Raw genomic sequence first — 15,641 nt, forward strand, 5'->3', positions numbered from 1 at the left:
GCGCCAAGAGCGCCGCGCGCAACCGGTATCGATAACACCGCGCAGCTATCCGCTGCGCATTTCAAAAAAGCTTGAAAGGAAAGTCATGAAACGTCGTCAGTTGATTCAATTCATCGCAGGCCTGGGCCTGGCCGCCGGCCTGGTGTCGGCCCCCGCATTCGCGGAAGACCAGATCAAGATCGGCGTGACCGCAGGTCCGCACGCTGAGATCATGGAACAGGTCAAGAAGCTGCTGGAAAAAGACGGCGTGCAGTTGAAGGTCATCGAATTCACCGACTACATCCAGCCCAATGCCGCCCTGGCTTCCGGCGACCTGGACGCCAACTCCTACCAGCACCAGCCCTACCTGGATGCGCAGATCAAGGACCGCGGCTACAAGTTCGTCAGCGTCGGCAGCACCATCACCTTCCCGATGGGCGTGTACTCCAAGAAGGTCAAGTCGCTCAATGACCTCAAGCAAGGCGCCCGTGTCGGCGTGCCCAACGACCCCACCAACGGCGGTCGCGCACTGCTGGTGCTGCAGGCCAAGGGCGTGATCAAGCTCAAGGCCGATGCCGGTCTGAAGGCCACCCCGCTGGACATCGTCGAGAACCCCAAGAAGGTCAAGATCATCGAACTGGATGCTGCCCAGCTGCCGCGTTCGCTGGATGACTTCGACGCTGCCGTCATCAACGGCAACTACGCCGAATCGGCCGGCCTGTCGCCGACCAAGGACGCCATCGCCGTGGAAGCCTCCACCGGTCCCTACGCCAACGTGCTGGCCGTTCGTACTGCCGACAAGGACAAGCCCTGGGTCGCCAAGCTGGTCAAGGCCTACCACAGCCCGGAAGTGAAGAAGTTCGTGCTGGAAAAGTACAAGGGTTCCGTGATCACCTCCTGGTAATCCACCTCCCCTGCAGCCTCCTTGCAGCAAACGAAAAGGCCAGCTTCGCGCTGGCCTTTTTGCTTTTCCGGCGTGCTCAAATCATTTATATGATTTGAGCACGCCGGAAGGAAAGCCGACCGAGCGGCACAGGCGCACTCAGTCCTTGCGCTCCCGGTGATCCGGCGCATTGCGCCAGTCGTAGTCCTCTTCCTCTTCTTCCTCATCCTCGGCCGGCAGGGCATCGGGGTTGTCGGTGGAACGGTAGGTCGCCAGCAGCTCGGCACGCGACGCCGGGGTCTCCAGCGAGATGCGCCCCAGCGCACCACTGCGGTAATCCTGCAGGAAGGTATGCGCGGCCTTTTCGAAATCGTAGTCGCCACCCTTGAGACGGAAGCCCCGCTTGGCCGCTACGCCCTCCACCACGGCCACGCCATCCATGCCCTCGGGATCGAAGCCGTAGCGCGCCTTGAGCAATTGCGGATAACGCTGCAGCAGCAGGTCGGCCAGGAAGGTGGCCACCTCTTCCTCGATCAGGGCGTTGCTGCCCACCGCATGGCTGGCGGCCAGCATCAGGCCATCGCTGGGGTGCTCGATCTTGGGCCACAGCATGCCCGGGGTATCGGTCAGGACCATGTTGTTGCCCAGATAGAGCCGCTGCTGGGTCTTGGTCACGGCCGGCTCGTCGCCGACTGCTGCCACGCGCTTTTTCAGCAAGGCATTCATCAGCGTGGACTTGCCCACGTTGGGGATGCCCATGATCATCATGCGCAGGGGCTTCAGAGCCGTGCCGCGGTGCGGGGCCACCTGCATGGCCAGCTTGGGCACGCGTGCCACGTCGGAGGGCTTCTTGCACGACAGCGCCACGGCGGTCACGCCCTTCTGGCTGTTGTAGTAGTCGATCCAGGCTTGCGTGGCCACCGGGTCGGCCATGTCGGTCTTGTTGAGGATCTTCAGGCAGGGACGCTGACGCGCATTGCGCAACTGCTCGATCATCGGATTGCAGCTGGCCTGCGGCAGGCGGGCATCGACCACTTCGATGACCATATCGACTTTTTCCATGCTCTCGGCGGCCTTGCGGCGGGCCGAGTTCATGTGACCGGGGAACCATTGGATGGACATGCGGGATTTCTTTCTGGTGCGTATTTCGTTGAAGGCGCTATTTTACGGCCCTGCCCCGCCAATCCCTAACAAATCCCCAATAAAACAGCCTGCCGCGCACAAGTCGGGGCAGGCTGTTGGACGGGGAACAACACCGCGCTCAGGCGCGCCGGGTCACCCATTGCTCCTTGACAACACCCACGAAACGCCACACCAGCCACAGCGCCAGCCCGTAAGCGACGGCCATCACGCCAAAGGCCAGGCCATTGCGCAGCCCCCAGCCGTCCACGCTGTGCAGGATGGCGCCCATCAGGGCCACGCCGACCAGGGCACCGATCTGGCGATTGGCGTTCAGGGCCGCCGCCGCGCTGTTGGCGTGGGCCTTGCCGGCCACCTGCATCACCACCGTGGTCATGGCGGGGATGGCCGTGCTGATGCCCAGGTTGGCTGCAGCGCAGACCACGGCCAGCACCCAGTAGGGCGTGTCCGGGCGGAAGCTCATGGCCACGGCGGTAAACACCGTACCCACCGACAAACCCAGCAACAGCGGCACGCGCGGTCCCCAATGCGCGGCCATGCGGCCCGACATCAGGTTGCCGAAGAACACCACGGCCATCATCGGCACCAGTTGCAGGCCGGTCTGCAGAGCGTCGGCGCCGCGCCCCTGCTGCAGGAACAGCGCCAGGTAGAACAGGTTGCCGTAGATCCCGAAATTGATCATGAAGCCGATGCCATTGGCGGCCGCAAACTGCGGCGTGGCGAACAGGGCCTTGGGCAGCAGCGGTGCCACGCCGCGCAGTTCGTGGCGCACCAGGGCCACGGCGGCCAGCACTGCCACCGCCAGCCCGGCCAGGATGCGCGGCGAGGTCCAGCCATAGACCGGCCCCTGGATCAGCACAAAGGACAGCCCGGCCAGCATCACCACCCCGGCCAGGTGGCTATACAGATGCAGGGCACGGGCCTGCCCGGCCACCTGCGGGATGAGCTTCCTGGCCATCAACAGGCCCACCAGCCCGACCGGCACGTTGATGAGGAAGACGCTGCGCCAGCCCAGCCAGTGGATCAGCACGCCGCCCACCAGCGGACCCACGGCGGCGGCCAGGCCGACGGTGGCCGACCACACGCCCAGCATGCGGGCGCGCACGCGATCATCCTCGTAGACGTGACTGAGCAGACTCAGCGAACTGGGCATGAAGAAAGCCGCACCCAGCCCCTGCAGCAGGCGTGCTGCCACCAGGAAAGGACCATTGGGCGCCGCCCCGCACAGCAACGAGGCCAGCACGAACAGGAAAAGGCCGGTCAGGTAAAGCTTGCGCGCGCCGAAGCGGTCGGCCAGCGCACCGCCCACCAGCAGCATCGCGGCGAAAGTCAGCGTATAGCCGTCCACGATCCAGACCAGGGTGGACAGCGGTGCATCGAGACTGGTGGAGATATTGGAGAGACCGACGTTGACCACCGTCACGTCCAGCATGGCCATGACGAAACCGATGGCCAGCGCTACCAGTGGCAGCAAGCCAGCCCGATGGGGTAAAGCGGTGACAGGGGGATGGCCGGCAGGTGCCGGGCCAAGGGGACGAGGAACGGAAGACATGACATTCTTTCTGCGCGAACGGCGCAAGGGAGAGCGGCAGACTCGCTGCCGGTACCCCCGGGGCGAGTGACGATGGATGGATTCTAGGCGTTCGCTGCGATGCAATAAAGAGGTATAAAATCAGCGGGCTGATGCAAATCTGCATCAGCTCATCTTCCAGGAAAGCACATCCTCATGGACTGGGACAACGCCCGCATCTTTCTCGCCATCTACCGCGTCGGTACCCTGCGCGGTGCAGCCGAGCACCTGGAGATCGACCAGGCCACGGTCGGCCGGCGCCTGGCCGCGCTGGAAAAATCGCTGGGCGCACGCCTGTTCCTGCGCACCCCGGGTGGCTACGTGCCCACCCCTGCCGGCGAACTGGCTGCAGCGGCCGCCAGCCAGATGGAGCAAGGCGCCGAGCAACTGCAGCGGCAGATGCAGGGAATCGACGAGCGCCTGTGCGGCGTGGTACGGCTGGCCGCCACCGACATCACGGCGCGCCATTTCCTGTTGCCGGCCCTGAAGCGGCTGCGGGAATCCCATCCCACCATCAAGGTAGTGCTCACCACCTCCACCCAGTTGAGCAACCTGACCAAGCGCGAAGCCGACATCGCCGTGCGCACGGTGCGCCCGGACGCGCCGGACCTGATCACGCGCCATCTCAAGCGGCTGCACAAAGGCATGTATGCGTCCAAGGCCTATGTGAAAAAGCGGGGGCGGCCCGAATCCGGCAGCGGTTTGAAGGGGCATGACGTCGTGATCTACCCGTACAGCATCTCGCCGAACAAGCCCGAACAGATCTGTGGCGAATCCATCGTCCATGCCAACGTGGCCATGGAAGTCAGTACCGGGCTGGTGATGTACGACTGCCTGCAGGCGGGATTCGGGATCGGCGAACTGCCCATCCATGTGGGCGACGCTGCCAGCGGGCTGGTGCGCATCTGGCCGGAACGGGCCACGCCCTACGACATGTGGCTGGTCCTGCACAGCGACCTGAACCGTACCGCCCGGGTGCGGGCGGTGGCCGATGCGATCATCGCGGCCTATGAGGCCTACGAGCCCCACCCGACCTAGCGCGCCAGCAAATCCTCGCCGCGCGCGCGTGGCTCACTCCAGGTCGGCCAACACCTTCAGGTGGGCCACCACGCTGCGCCCCAGCGCCGAGGGGCTATAACCTCCCTCCAGGCAGCTGACGATGCGGCCCTGGGCGTACTGGTCGGCGATCTTCATGATCTGCCGCGTGATCCAGGCGTAATCGGCCTCGACCAGCCCCATCTGGCCCATGTCGTCTTCGCGATGGGCATCGAAACCGGCCGAGATGAAGATCATCTGCGGCTGATGCGCATGCAGCGCCGGCAGCCATTTCTCGGTGACCACCTGACGCACCGCACTCCCATCGGAGTAGGCCGGCACCGGTACGTTGACGATGTGCGACTCGGTCGGGCCATCGCCGGAAAAGGGATAGAAAGGATGCTGGAAGAAACTCACCATCAGCACCCGTGGATCATGAGCAAAGATGTCTTCGGTGCCATTGCCGTGATGCACGTCGAAATCGATCACCGCCACCCGCTGCAGCCCGTGCACGTCGATGGCATGCCGAGCCGCCACCGCCACGTTGTTGAACAGGCAAAAACCCATGGCCTTGTCGTGCGTGGCGTGATGCCCGGGCGGACGCACGGCGCAGAAGGCGTTGTCCAGCTCGCCGGCCAGCACCGCATCGGTCGCCGCCACGGCCGCGCCGGCCGCACGCAAAGCGGCATTCCAGCTATGCCGGTTGATCAGGGTCTCGCCGTCGATGGAGTAATAGCGCTCGCCCGACAGGCTCAGCGCATGACAGTGCTCGCGCACGTAATCCACGGCCGCAGCCGTGTGTACCCGCTCCAGCTCGGCCGGATCAGCCAGCGGCGCTTCCCGGCGGTCGAGGAATTGATCGATGCGGCTCAGGATCAACTGATCTTCGATGGCCTCCAGACGGGCGGGGGCCTCGGGGTGCCAGTCGCCCATTTCGTGGCGCTGGCAGTCGGCGTGCGTATAGATGGCGGTGGTCATTATTGCTCTTGTTACTAACAGGCAAGCCGTGGCCGGCCGGGTTGTCTCATCGGGCTAGGGCCTGTTCACATTCAATCTACGAGTGCGAGAGGTCGCCAAGCGTTGACTGCCTAGGCGCAGCGACGCGCCGTAGTGGTGCTACGGCAAGGAGCTGCAACAACGGCAGGCGACGCTTGGCGGCCTCTCCCGAAGGGTTGGCGCCAGAAGGCGCGCTGGCGGCGTTGCACGTCAGGGCTGGTGGCACCACCACCAGCCCTGACGCGCGCCTTGCCACCCCGCCTTCTGGCGCCAACGCATCTCGCAGATTGAATGTGAACAGGCCCCAGTGTACATCCGCTGTCGCGTATCGTGTACGGGACGCAGCACCCAGCATGCACCAGCACGGGGCAAGGGGGCCGATGCGGTATACTTGCAGGCTTGTCCCGCCCCCTGCTCCGCTGACCAGATCGCTTCACCGCTTGCCGCTCATGCCCATCTCCCTGCCTCGCCTGACTTCGTCCCTCTCCACCCTGTTGCTCGCCGGCCTGTGCGCCCTGGCGCCGGCAGCGCATGCGCAGGACGGCAAGCCTGTGGAAAAGAAAACCCAGAAAAAGCCGGCAGACAAAAAAGCCGGCAGCGACAAAGCCAAGCCCAAGGCCAAGCCGTCAGCAAAGTCGGCGGCGAAGAAGAAAGTCGTGGCAGACGATCAGGGCGAGTTCGTCAACTTCAATGACTGGAAGGACGTCGGCCGCTTCATCGACGAGATGGTCGAGCGCAACCAGTTCCAGCGGGGCGACCTCAACGATCTCTTCGCCAAGACCCGTTATGTGGACAGCGCCATCCAGCTGATCAAGCCGGCCCCCAGCACCAAACCCAAGAACTGGAGCGCCTATCGCGCCCGCTTCGTGGAACCGGTGCGCATCAATGCCGGCGTCGAGTTCTGGAATACCTATGGCGTGGCGCTGGCGCGCGCCGAAGCGCAATACGGGGTGCCGATGGAAATCATCGTCGGCATCATCGGCGTGGAAACGATCTACGGCCGCAACACCGGCAACTTCCGCGTCATGGATGCGCTCACCACGCTGGCCTTCGATTATCCCAACACGCCCAATCGCGAGGCCCGCATGGCCTTCTTCCGCGGCGAGCTGGAAAACACCCTGCTGCTGGCTCGCGAGGCCGGTATCGATCCGCTGTCGCTGCGCGGCTCCTATGCCGGCGCCATCGGCTGGCCGCAATTCATGCCCGGCAGCATCCGCGAATACGCGGTCGACTTCGATGGCGACGGCAAGATCGACCTGCGCAATTCGCCGGTGGATGCCATCGGCAGCGTGGCCCACTATCTGTCCGTGCATGGCTGGCAGCGCAGCGAACCGGTGGCCTTCCCGGTCACCGTCTCGGCCGACAACCTGCAATGGCAAGCCATGCTCAACCAGGGGCTGGAAGCCAAGTACAGCGAAGACCAGTTGCACGCGGCCGGCATCTCCACCCCGCCGCTGCCGGCCGGTCAGCGCTTCGGCCTGGTCGATCTGCAGAACGGCACCGGCCCGACCGAGTACTGGATCGCCACCAATAACTTCTACGCCATCACACAGTACAATCGCAGCTACTTCTATGCGATGTCGGTGGCCGACCTCGGCCGCGCCGTGGCCGTCGCCCGCAATCGCTGAGCCGGCGACCACGCTGGCCGATACGACGGAGCGCCCGGCGCTCCGGCTCTCCTACCCTCCACGATCAGAACCACCATGAAACGCATTGCACCCCTGGCCTCCACGCTGATGCTGACGCTGGCCGGCACCTCGCTCGGCCTGTCGGCCACTGCCCGCGCCGCCGATGTCGGTGACGACAAGGGCGAAGCGCTGCCCACGGTCAACGTCACCGCCAGCGGGACGACCAGGGATGGCGCGCGCCCTCGATCAGCCGCCGTGGCCGGTTTCGACGATGCGCCGCTGCTGGACACCCCGGCCTCGGTGGCTGTGGTCACGGCCGCGCAGATGCGCGACCAGCAATCGCGCCTGCTCTCGGACGTGGTCAAGAACGATGCCGCCATCAACGAGAATTACGCTCCGGTGGGCTATTACGAGAACTTCAGCATCCGTGGCGTGACGCTCGACCCGGCCAGCGCCTATCGCATCGATGGCCTGACGGCGACCGGCGAACAGAACATCGCGCTGGAAAACAAGGAACGCGTCGAATTCCTCAAGGGCGTGGCCGGCCTGCAGGCCGGTGTCAGCAGCGCCGGTGGCATCGTCAATTACGTGACCAAGCGCCCGGCCGATGTACGCTCGATCACCCTGGGTACCGATTCCTACGGCTCGCGCTACCTGGCCGCCGACCTGGGCGTACTCTTCGGCGAACAGAAACAGTTCGGCCTGCGCATCAACGCCGCGCATGAAGACATCCACTCCTACGTCGACCATGGCGATGGCTGGCGCGACTTTGCCTCGCTGTCGGCGACCTGGGCGCTGTCCTCCAAGACGCTGGTGCAGTTCGATGCCGAATACCAGCAGAAGGCGCAGCACTCGGTAGCCGGCTACCAGCTGCTGGGCGGCACCACCCTGCCCTCGGGCGTCTCGCCCAAGACCATGCTGACGCCACAATCGTGGGCGCAACCGGTGCGCGACAGTGCGCTGAACTACCGCCTGCGCGTGGATACCGAATTCAATGCCGACTGGCGCGGCTACGTGCAGGCCGGTCGCAGCCGGGCGGTGATCGATGATTACCTGGCTTTCCCGTATGGCAGCGGCAGCTTCGCTTCCACCACCTTCGGTGCCAATGGCGACTTCGATGTCTATGACTATCGCGTCCCCAATGACGAACGTCGCAATGACGAAGCGCAGGCGGTCATGATCGGCAAGTTCGCCACCGGCTGGCTGCAGCACGAGTTGACGCTGGGCCTGGCGATGTCGCGCCGGACCGTGGACAAGCCCGATGGCATCAGCGTGTTGGTGGGCGAGGGCAATATCTATACTGGCACACCGGAATTGGCACCGGCCACCGATGTTCCCGGCCCGGCCTATCGCAACCTGGACAGCCGCCAGAAGGCGCTCTTCTTCAGCGACCGCCTGCAATTCTCCGAGCGCTGGCAAGCCATCGCCGGCGGCCGTCAGGTGTGGTTGAACGAGCAGGCCTTCGGTGCCGATGGCAGCGCCACGCGCACCACCTCGCGCAACCTGTTCCTGCCGCAACTGGCGCTGATCTTCAAGCCGCTGCAGAACCTCTCGGTCTATGGCAGCTACGCAGAGACACTGACCCTCGGGACCTCCGCGCCGTTCTGGGTCAGCAACTTCCCGACCACCTTGCCGCCCTCGGTGGCACGCCAGCTGGAAACCGGCGTGAAATGGGAAGTCTCGCCTGACCTGGCACTGACGGCCGCCCTGTTCCGTATCCGCAAGGCCTACGAATACCAGCAGCCGGACTCCAGCGCCAACGGCTTTACCTACGTCCAGCAAGGCCGCCAGACCAACACCGGCATCGAGCTGGGCGCCAGCGGCAAACTCAGCCCGCGCCTGGCCGTTGGTGCCAGCGTGGCCGCCACCCGCGCACGCGCCAGCGATACCGGCACCGCCGCCTACGATGACCAGCAGGTGGTCAACGTGCCGCGCCTGCGCAGCAGCGTCTATGCCGATTACGCGCTGCCCGGCGTGGAAGGCCTGAACCTGATGGGCAACTGGCTCTACAGCAGCAGCAAGCCCGCCACCCGCGATGGCAGCGTCAACCTGCCGGCGGTACATGTCTTCAATGCCGGCCTGCGCTACCGCATGCGCATGGGCAGCCATACCGCCACCCTGCGCGCCAACATCGACAACCTCTTCGACAAGCGCTACTGGAAGGATGCCGGCCAGTACCTGGGCGACGGTTATGTGCACCTGGGTGCGCCGCGTACGGCGCGCCTGTCGCTGCAGTACGATTTCTGACCGGTTACCGCGATCATGCAAGCCGCGTCGCACCATCTCACCCGCGTCATCAGCCATGGCATGGGCGCCGAGCCGGTCATCTCCGACTGGCCGGCGCTGACCTCCGCCGAGGTGGCCCGGGTGCTGCATCACTATCCCGAGGTCGGCCAGCCGCTGCGGCTGGAGTGGCATAGCCCACGCCCGTTCTCGGCGGCCTGCGTGATGCAGACCGCCAGCGGGCCCGTCATCGTCAAGCGCCATCATGCGCGGGTACGCGATGTCGTCGCACTGGCCGAGGAACATCGCTTCGTGGCGCACCTGCAGGCGAACGGATTGCCGGTCAGCCCGGCGCTGGCCACCGCCGAGGGCGCCACCGCGCTGGCCGACGAATACTGGACCTATGAAGTATTTCCGCTGGCGCCGGGGGTTGACCTGTATCGTGAGGCGATGTCGTGGACGCCCTTCAGCAGCGGCCAGCATGCGCATTCGGCAGGCCGGATGCTGGCGCGACTGCACCAGGCCTCGGCCGGCTACGACGCACCGGCGCGCCCGGCGCGTCCGCTGGTGTCGAGCTTCACCATCTTCTCGCAGGAAGACCCGGTGCGGCCCCTGCAGGCTTACATCGAACAGCGTCCGGCCATCGCCGATTACCTGGAAAACCGGCCCTGGCGGGGCGAGGTGGCACAGCACCTGCTGCCCTGGCACGCCGGATTGAAACCCTATCTGGATGAATTTGCGCCGCTGTGGACCCACAACGACTGGCATGCCTCCAACCTGCTGTGGAGCGATGCCACCGAACAGGCGCAGGTGCAGACGGTACTGGACTTCGGCCTGTGCGACCGCACCTGCGCGCTGCATGACCTGGCGACCGCCATCGAGCGCAACATCGTCGAATGGCTGGCCATCCCGCAACGCCAGGTGCAGCTGGTGCACCTGGATCTGCTGGATGCGATGCTGGACGGATATGCCTCGGTGCTACCACTGAACGCGCGCCAGACACGCGCATTGGCGGCGCTACTGCCGCTGGTGCATGCCGAGTTCGCGCTGGCCGAGCTGGATTACTTCCACGGCGTGACGCAGTCGCCGCAGAATGCCTCGCTGGCCTATGACACCTATTTCCTGGGCCACGCTGCGTGGTTCCACACCAGCGAAGGACAGCGCCTGCTGACGCATCTGCAGCATCGCGCCGATGCGCTGGAGCACAAGCCGGATAGCGCTTCTGCAGCGGTCAATCAGGCCGCCCGCTGAGGCACAGGCGCCACGTCGCGCAAACCTGGTGGAGAATCAGGCAAAATCCTTGATCGTTTCCGGTTCGATCAACACCATCTCTTCATTGGCGCCCAGCCAGACCTGACCATCCTGGATCGTGCATTGCAATTGCATGGTGCGCTGCGCCAGGGCCGCCAGTGCCTGGCTGGCCTCGGCCGGGATATTGACCACCTTCAGGTTCTTGGCGCGCTCCACGCGGCTGCCGGTCTGGTTCCACCAGATATTGGAGACGCTGCTGTAGCTATACACCAGCACCCGGTCGGCGCGGCCACAGGCCTTGAGGATGGCGCGGTCATCGGGCTGGCCGACTTCGACCCAGAGTTCGATGGCGCCGGTCAGGTCCTTCTGCCACAGGTCTGGCTCGTCGGTATCGGAGAGTCCCTTGCCGAAGGCCAGTGACTCGCTGGCGTTGAGGGCGAAGGCCAGCACCCGGATCATCATGCGCTCGTCGGTCTCGGACGGATGGCGGGCAATGGTCAGTGCGTGTTGCTGGTAGTAATGCCGATCCATGTCGGAGATCTGCAGGTCAGCCTTGAAGATGGTGGATTTGAGCGCCATGGAATGTGTCTTGTACTTGCAAAGGAAATGCGGGGCCGCCGGTACGGGGCCGCCGCCAAAGGTTGGCAAGCATAGCCGATCTGGCCGGTGCGTGGGCATTTGTGGCGGCTTGGGCTGTCCGGCGGCTGCCCGTGTCCGCCTGCCCATGCGACAATGCCGCCCCATGAACGCCACCTCCGCCTCCACTGCCGCCGAGCCCCCCTTCAGCGACGACGACGTCATCGCCCTCACCCGCGCCTGGCTGGAACAGGCCGTCATCGGTCTGAATCTTTGTCCCTTTGCCAAGTCGGTCCATGTGAAGGACCAGGTCCGCTACCACGTCAGCCACGGCCAGGACTGGGACAGCCTGGCGGCCGATCTGGAACAGCAATTGGCCTTTCTGGCAAAGACCGACCCGGAACAGGTGGACACCACCCTCTTCATCATTCCGCTCGCATTAGCGGACTTCCACGAATACAACGACTTCCTGGATTGGGCCGATCGCATCCTGGAACGACTCGAGCTCGACGGCGTGCTGCAGATCGCCAGCTTCCACCCGGACTACCAGTTTGCCGACGCGCAACCCGACGATATCGAGAACTACAGCAATCGCTCGCCTTTTCCCATCCTCCATCTGTTGCGAGAAAACAGCATCGACAGGGCCGTGGAAGCCTACCCCGATGCCTCCGCCATCTTCGATAAAAACATGGTTACCTTGAGGAAATTGGGGCTAACTGGCTGGAACATGCTGCCATTTGTCGTATCAAAACGGCAACGCTAGCAATTTTTCGAGGAATGCTGTTAATATCTGTTACAAATTCGGGCATGAGTTTCTGCAACTATTGTGGAATAGAATTTTCTGACTGCATGAAAAATGTGCAATTATTTCTATATAGACATAGAATTATTGTTGTGCTGCCTCAAGCGCACTTGGTCAGAGAACAGAGAACTTGATAAGCGTTGTTTTGAAGTCGTTCTTTGATAGGGCTTTCGTTATCCTGCAGAAAAAGGCATCGCCTTGGCTCTCAGATACCGTCAGTCGCGTTTTGCAGTTTTACAAACAATTAATGCATAGGCGCAAAGCCTTCCACAAACATCTGCATAATGGAACGTCCCGATCATGACTACCAACGATACTGCTGAAACCAACTCCATTTCCGATCATGTCAACTACGATCCGAACCATCTGCTGGATGCGTTGATCGAGAAGCTGCACCTGAAGAATGACGCAGCCCTGTCACGCGCGCTGGAAGTGGCACCGCCGGTGATCAGCAAGATTCGTCACCGCCGCCTGCCGGTGGGTGCATCGCTCTTGATCCGCATGCATGAAGTCAGCGAGCTGTCCATTCGCGAGCTGCGCGAACTGATGGGTGATCGCCGTGAGAAATTCCGCATCAGCGACAAGCAGTTCAAGCCGAAGCCAGGTGCTGCTCCTGGCGCGGCGCCGACCGCCGGTTCGCCGGAGTAAGCAACTGCCCGGGACCTGGTCCCGACTGTGCGACAAAAACAAAACGGAGCCATTGGCTCCGTTTTGCATTGCGCGTCATGCGTCGGCCGGCGTCAGGCCGGGAACACCCCGGTAGAGAGATAGCGGTCGCCGCGATCGCAGACGACGAAGACGATGGTCGCGTTCTCCAGCTGGTGCGACAGCCGCACTGCCACCTCACAGGCACCAGCGGCCGAGATGCCGCAGAACAGCCCCTCGGTCACGGCCAGCTTGCGGGCCATGTTCTCGGCATCGGCCTGACTGACCGATTCGGTCTGGTCCACGCGGGAACGGTCGAAAATCCTGGGCAGGTAGGCCTCGGGCCACTTGCGGATGCCCGGAATGGACGAGCCCTCTTCCGGCTGGGCACCGACGATCTGCACCTGCGGGTTCTTTTCCTTCAGATATTGCGACACACCCATGATGGTTCCGGTCGTGCCCATGGCACTGACGAAGTGGGTGATGCTGCCCTTGGTATCGCGCCAGATTTCGGGACCGGTGGTCTCGTAGTGGGCCAGCGGATTGTCGGGGTTGGCGAACTGGTCCAGGATCAGGCCTTCGCCGTTCTTCTGCATCTGTTCGGCCAGGTCGCGGGCGTATTCCATGCCGCCGCTCTTGGGCGTGAGCACGATACGCGCGCCATACGCCGCCATGCTCTGGCGGCGCTCCTCGGAGAGGTTCTCCGGCATCAGCAGCACCATCTTGTAGCCACGCATGGCCGCCACCATCGCCAGCGCGATACCGGTATTGCCGCTGGTGGCTTCGATCAGGGTGTCGCCGGGCTTGATCTGGCCACGCGCCTCGGCGCGGGTGATCATGGAATAGGCGGCACGGTCCTTGACCGAACCGGCCGGGTTGTTGCCTTCGAGCTTGCCGAGGATGATGTTGTTGCGGCGCCGGGCTTCATCGCCGCCGATGCGCGGCAACTGGATCAGCGGGGTATTGCCGATGGTGGATTCGATGGTCGGATAAGACATCTGCTGGGCTTCCTTGCGCAGCCGTGCACACGCACGGGGGCGATCTTTGGTCGAAACAAGCATTCTAATATGACTGCAACGCATGTGCCGGCGACGCCACCTAACAAGATGCTTATATGGATATAGCCAAAACATCGTAGGGATGACCAGGCAGGATCCGGGCGGGGCAGTCGTCGCAAGGAGCAAGGAAGGCAAAAGCCTGCAACGGTTCCCAAGTCCAGCAAATACGCGCACACTGCCACCTATCAAAGTGCACAAAAAAGCGGGCGAAGCTGCCCCATCAAAACAGCTGTGCGCGTTTTCGGAGACGCCATGCACACCCACGAGATCAGCAACCAGGTCCCGGACCTGCACGACTACAACCTCTACCGCAGCGACGCCGCCCTGGTCGACGCCGTCCAGCGCGAAGGCGCCCACTGGCACGACTGCACCCTGGCCAGCCAGGGCGAGGCGCTCGGCAGCGCCGAGATGATGCAGCTGGCCGAACTGGCCAACCGTCACACCCCCGTACTGCAAACCCACGACCGCACCGGCCATCGCATCGACGTGGTCGAGTTCCACCCGGCCTGGCACACCCTGCTGGAACAGCTGCGCCGCGCCGGCCTGCACGCCCTGCCCTGGATGCAGCCGGGCGACGGCGCCCACGTCGCCCGCGCTGCCGGCTACTTCCTGCACGCGCAGATCGAGGCCGGTTCGCTCTGCCCGACCACCATGACCTTCGCCGCGATCCCGGTGCTGCAGCAGGAACCGGCGCTGTTCGAACAATTGCGCACGCGCCTGTTCTCGCGCGAACACGACACCCGCGACCTGCCGATCACGCACAAGCGCTCCATCCTGATCGGCATGGGCATGACCGAGAAACAGGGCGGCTCCGACGTGCGCAGCAATACCGCCATCGCCATGCCGGCCGATCCGCTCAATGACGGCCGTGGCACGGCCTATCTGCTGTCGGGGCACAAGTGGTTCTTCTCGGCGCCGATGTGCGATGCCCACCTGATGCTGGCGCGCACCGAGAACGGCCTGTCCTGTTTCTTCGTGCCGCGCTGGCTGCCCGATGGCACGCGCAATCCCATCCTCATCCAGCGGCTCAAGGACAAGCTCGGCAATCGCTCCAACAGTAGCAGCGAGGTCGAATTCGAGGAAGCCATGGGCATCATGGTCGGTGCCGACGGGCGCGGCATCACCACCATCATCGAGATGGCCAACCATACCCGCCTGGATTGCGTCATCGGCAGCGCCGCGCTGATGCGCCAGGCCCTGGTGCAGGCGATCCACCACGCCCGCCATCGCAGCGCCTTCGGGCGCCTGCTGGCCGAACAGCCGCTCATGCGCAACGTCCTTTGCGACCTGGCCCTGGAAAGCGAAGCCGCCACCATGCTCATGCTGCGCCTGGCGCATGCCTTCGATGCCCCAGACGACCCGCTGCAGCGGGCCTGGAAACGCATCGTCACGCCCGCCGCCAAGTTCTGGATCTGCAAGCGTGCCCTGGAATTCACCGGCGAATGCATGGAAGTCTGGGGCGGCAACGGCTACGTGGAAACCGGGCCGATGGCGCGCCTGTACCGGGAGGCCCCGGTCAATTCGATCTGGGAGGGTTCGGGCAATGTGATGTGCCTGGACGTGCTGCGCGCCATTGGCCGTGAAACGCAAGGTTTCCAGCTGCTGCTGCAGGAACTGGAGGACGCGGCCGACGCCCATGATTCGCTGGCGCAACGCGTGAGCGCCCTCAAGCAGATGCTGCAGGCACCCGAGGAAGAACGCGAGGCCTGCGCCCGGCGGCTGGTACAGCAACTGGTGCTGGCCCTGCAGGGCATGCTGATGCTGCGCCACGCCCCTGCCGGCTCGGCCGATGCCTTCCTTGCCAGTCGTGGCGAAGGCGATGGCGGCCGGGTCTACGGCACGCTGGCAGGCCACA

13 protein-coding genes are annotated in these 15,641 nt (G+C 64.0%); 8 read left to right on the forward strand and 5 right to left on the reverse strand.

The genetic code is table 11. The features are described from left to right. Nucleotides 1-85 precede the first annotated feature (85 nt). Nucleotides 86-883, forward strand: a complete 798-nt coding sequence (locus HFRIS_RS19505; RefSeq protein ID WP_006713130.1) for a MetQ/NlpA family ABC transporter substrate-binding protein — start codon at nt 86-88, stop codon at nt 881-883. A 138-nt stretch (nt 884-1,021) separates the two neighbouring features. Here the strand turns inward: HFRIS_RS19505 and ylqF are convergent, their stop codons facing one another. Both ylqF and HFRIS_RS19515 read right to left on the reverse strand, forming a co-directional pair. Then, complete coding sequence (gene ylqF, locus HFRIS_RS19510) at nt 1,022-1,984, reverse strand: ribosome biogenesis GTPase YlqF (protein ID WP_006713131.1); 963 nt, start codon at nt 1,982-1,984, stop codon at nt 1,022-1,024. 139 nt (nt 1,985-2,123) lie between these two features. Then, nucleotides 2,124-3,476, reverse strand: coding sequence for an MFS transporter (locus HFRIS_RS19515; RefSeq protein ID WP_006713132.1), 1,353 nt, complete (start codon nt 3,474-3,476; stop codon nt 2,124-2,126). A 252-nt stretch (nt 3,477-3,728) separates the two neighbouring features. On the opposite strand from HFRIS_RS19515, the gene HFRIS_RS19520 reads away from it, so the two are divergent. Then, nucleotides 3,729-4,610 (forward strand): LysR family transcriptional regulator, encoded by an 882-nt coding sequence (locus HFRIS_RS19520; RefSeq protein WP_006713133.1) that lies wholly within the window; start codon nt 3,729-3,731, stop codon nt 4,608-4,610. Nucleotides 4,611-4,643: 33 nt separating this feature from the next. On the opposite strand, the gene HFRIS_RS19525 is transcribed toward HFRIS_RS19520, so the two are convergent. After that, entirely contained in the window at nt 4,644-5,585 is a 942-nt protein-coding gene (locus HFRIS_RS19525) for a histone deacetylase family protein (RefSeq protein ID WP_006713135.1), read from the reverse strand. Between the two features lie 467 nt (nt 5,586-6,052). Between HFRIS_RS19525 and mltB the strand changes: the two genes are divergently transcribed. The 3 genes from mltB (at nt 6,053) to HFRIS_RS19540 (ending at nt 10,705) form a co-directional block, all read left to right on the forward strand. Continuing rightward, nucleotides 6,053-7,231 carry a lytic murein transglycosylase B gene (mltB, locus tag HFRIS_RS19530; RefSeq protein ID WP_006713138.1) on the forward strand — a complete coding sequence of 393 codons (1,179 nt, stop codon included), beginning with the start codon at nt 6,053-6,055 and terminating at the stop codon, nt 7,229-7,231. 75 nt (nt 7,232-7,306) lie between these two features. Further along, complete coding sequence (locus HFRIS_RS19535; RefSeq protein WP_006713139.1) at nt 7,307-9,478, forward strand: TonB-dependent siderophore receptor; 2,172 nt, start codon at nt 7,307-7,309, stop codon at nt 9,476-9,478. A gap of 15 nt (nt 9,479-9,493) precedes the next feature. Then, nucleotides 9,494-10,705 carry a phosphotransferase enzyme family protein gene (locus tag HFRIS_RS19540; protein WP_006713140.1) on the forward strand — a complete coding sequence of 404 codons (1,212 nt, stop codon included), beginning with the start codon at nt 9,494-9,496 and terminating at the stop codon, nt 10,703-10,705. A gap of 36 nt (nt 10,706-10,741) precedes the next feature. On the opposite strand, the gene HFRIS_RS19545 is transcribed toward HFRIS_RS19540, so the two are convergent. Continuing rightward, nucleotides 10,742-11,284, reverse strand: a complete 543-nt coding sequence (locus HFRIS_RS19545) for a YaeQ family protein (RefSeq protein ID WP_006713141.1) — start codon at nt 11,282-11,284, stop codon at nt 10,742-10,744. Nucleotides 11,285-11,447: 163 nt separating this feature from the next. On the opposite strand from HFRIS_RS19545, the gene HFRIS_RS19550 reads away from it, so the two are divergent. Both HFRIS_RS19550 and HFRIS_RS19555 read left to right on the forward strand, forming a co-directional pair. Continuing rightward, nucleotides 11,448-12,044: a DUF1415 domain-containing protein gene (locus tag HFRIS_RS19550; protein WP_006713142.1), complete on the forward strand. Its 597-nt coding sequence runs from the start codon at nt 11,448-11,450 to the stop codon at nt 12,042-12,044. A gap of 339 nt (nt 12,045-12,383) precedes the next feature. Then, nucleotides 12,384-12,731: a hypothetical protein gene (locus tag HFRIS_RS19555; protein ID WP_006713143.1), complete on the forward strand. Its 348-nt coding sequence runs from the start codon at nt 12,384-12,386 to the stop codon at nt 12,729-12,731. A 92-nt stretch (nt 12,732-12,823) separates the two neighbouring features. Here the strand turns inward: HFRIS_RS19555 and cysM are convergent, their stop codons facing one another. Continuing rightward, complete coding sequence (gene cysM, locus HFRIS_RS19560; RefSeq protein ID WP_006713144.1) at nt 12,824-13,726, reverse strand: cysteine synthase CysM; 903 nt, start codon at nt 13,724-13,726, stop codon at nt 12,824-12,826. 312 nt (nt 13,727-14,038) lie between these two features. Here cysM and HFRIS_RS19565 point away from each other — a divergent pair. Next, nucleotides 14,039-15,641 (forward strand): isovaleryl-CoA dehydrogenase (locus HFRIS_RS19565; protein WP_006713145.1); only part of this gene is annotated, 1,603 nt, incomplete at its 3' end.

Source organism: Herbaspirillum frisingense GSF30, assembly GCF_000300975.2.
GTDB classification, from domain to species: Bacteria; Pseudomonadota; Gammaproteobacteria; order Burkholderiales; family Burkholderiaceae_D; genus Herbaspirillum; species Herbaspirillum frisingense.

Coding starts and splice junctions, on each gene's coding strand:
- HFRIS_RS19505 (WP_006713130.1), top strand. CDS start 86: ATGAAACGTCGTCAGTTGATTCAATTCATCGCAGGCCTGGGCCTGGCC.
- ylqF (WP_006713131.1), bottom strand. CDS start 1,984: ATGTCCATCCAATGGTTCCCCGGTCACATGAACTCGGCCCGCCGCAAG.
- HFRIS_RS19520 (WP_006713133.1), top strand. CDS start 3,729: ATGGACTGGGACAACGCCCGCATCTTTCTCGCCATCTACCGCGTCGGT.
- HFRIS_RS19525 (WP_006713135.1), bottom strand. CDS start 5,585: ATGACCACCGCCATCTATACGCACGCCGACTGCCAGCGCCACGAAATG.
- mltB (WP_006713138.1), top strand. CDS start 6,053: ATGCCCATCTCCCTGCCTCGCCTGACTTCGTCCCTCTCCACCCTGTTG.
- HFRIS_RS19535 (WP_006713139.1), top strand. CDS start 7,307: ATGAAACGCATTGCACCCCTGGCCTCCACGCTGATGCTGACGCTGGCC.
- HFRIS_RS19540 (WP_006713140.1), top strand. CDS start 9,494: ATGCAAGCCGCGTCGCACCATCTCACCCGCGTCATCAGCCATGGCATG.
- HFRIS_RS19545 (WP_006713141.1), bottom strand. CDS start 11,284: ATGGCGCTCAAATCCACCATCTTCAAGGCTGACCTGCAGATCTCCGAC.
- HFRIS_RS19550 (WP_006713142.1), top strand. CDS start 11,448: ATGAACGCCACCTCCGCCTCCACTGCCGCCGAGCCCCCCTTCAGCGAC.
- HFRIS_RS19555 (WP_006713143.1), top strand. CDS start 12,384: ATGACTACCAACGATACTGCTGAAACCAACTCCATTTCCGATCATGTC.
- cysM (WP_006713144.1), bottom strand. CDS start 13,726: ATGTCTTATCCGACCATCGAATCCACCATCGGCAATACCCCGCTGATC.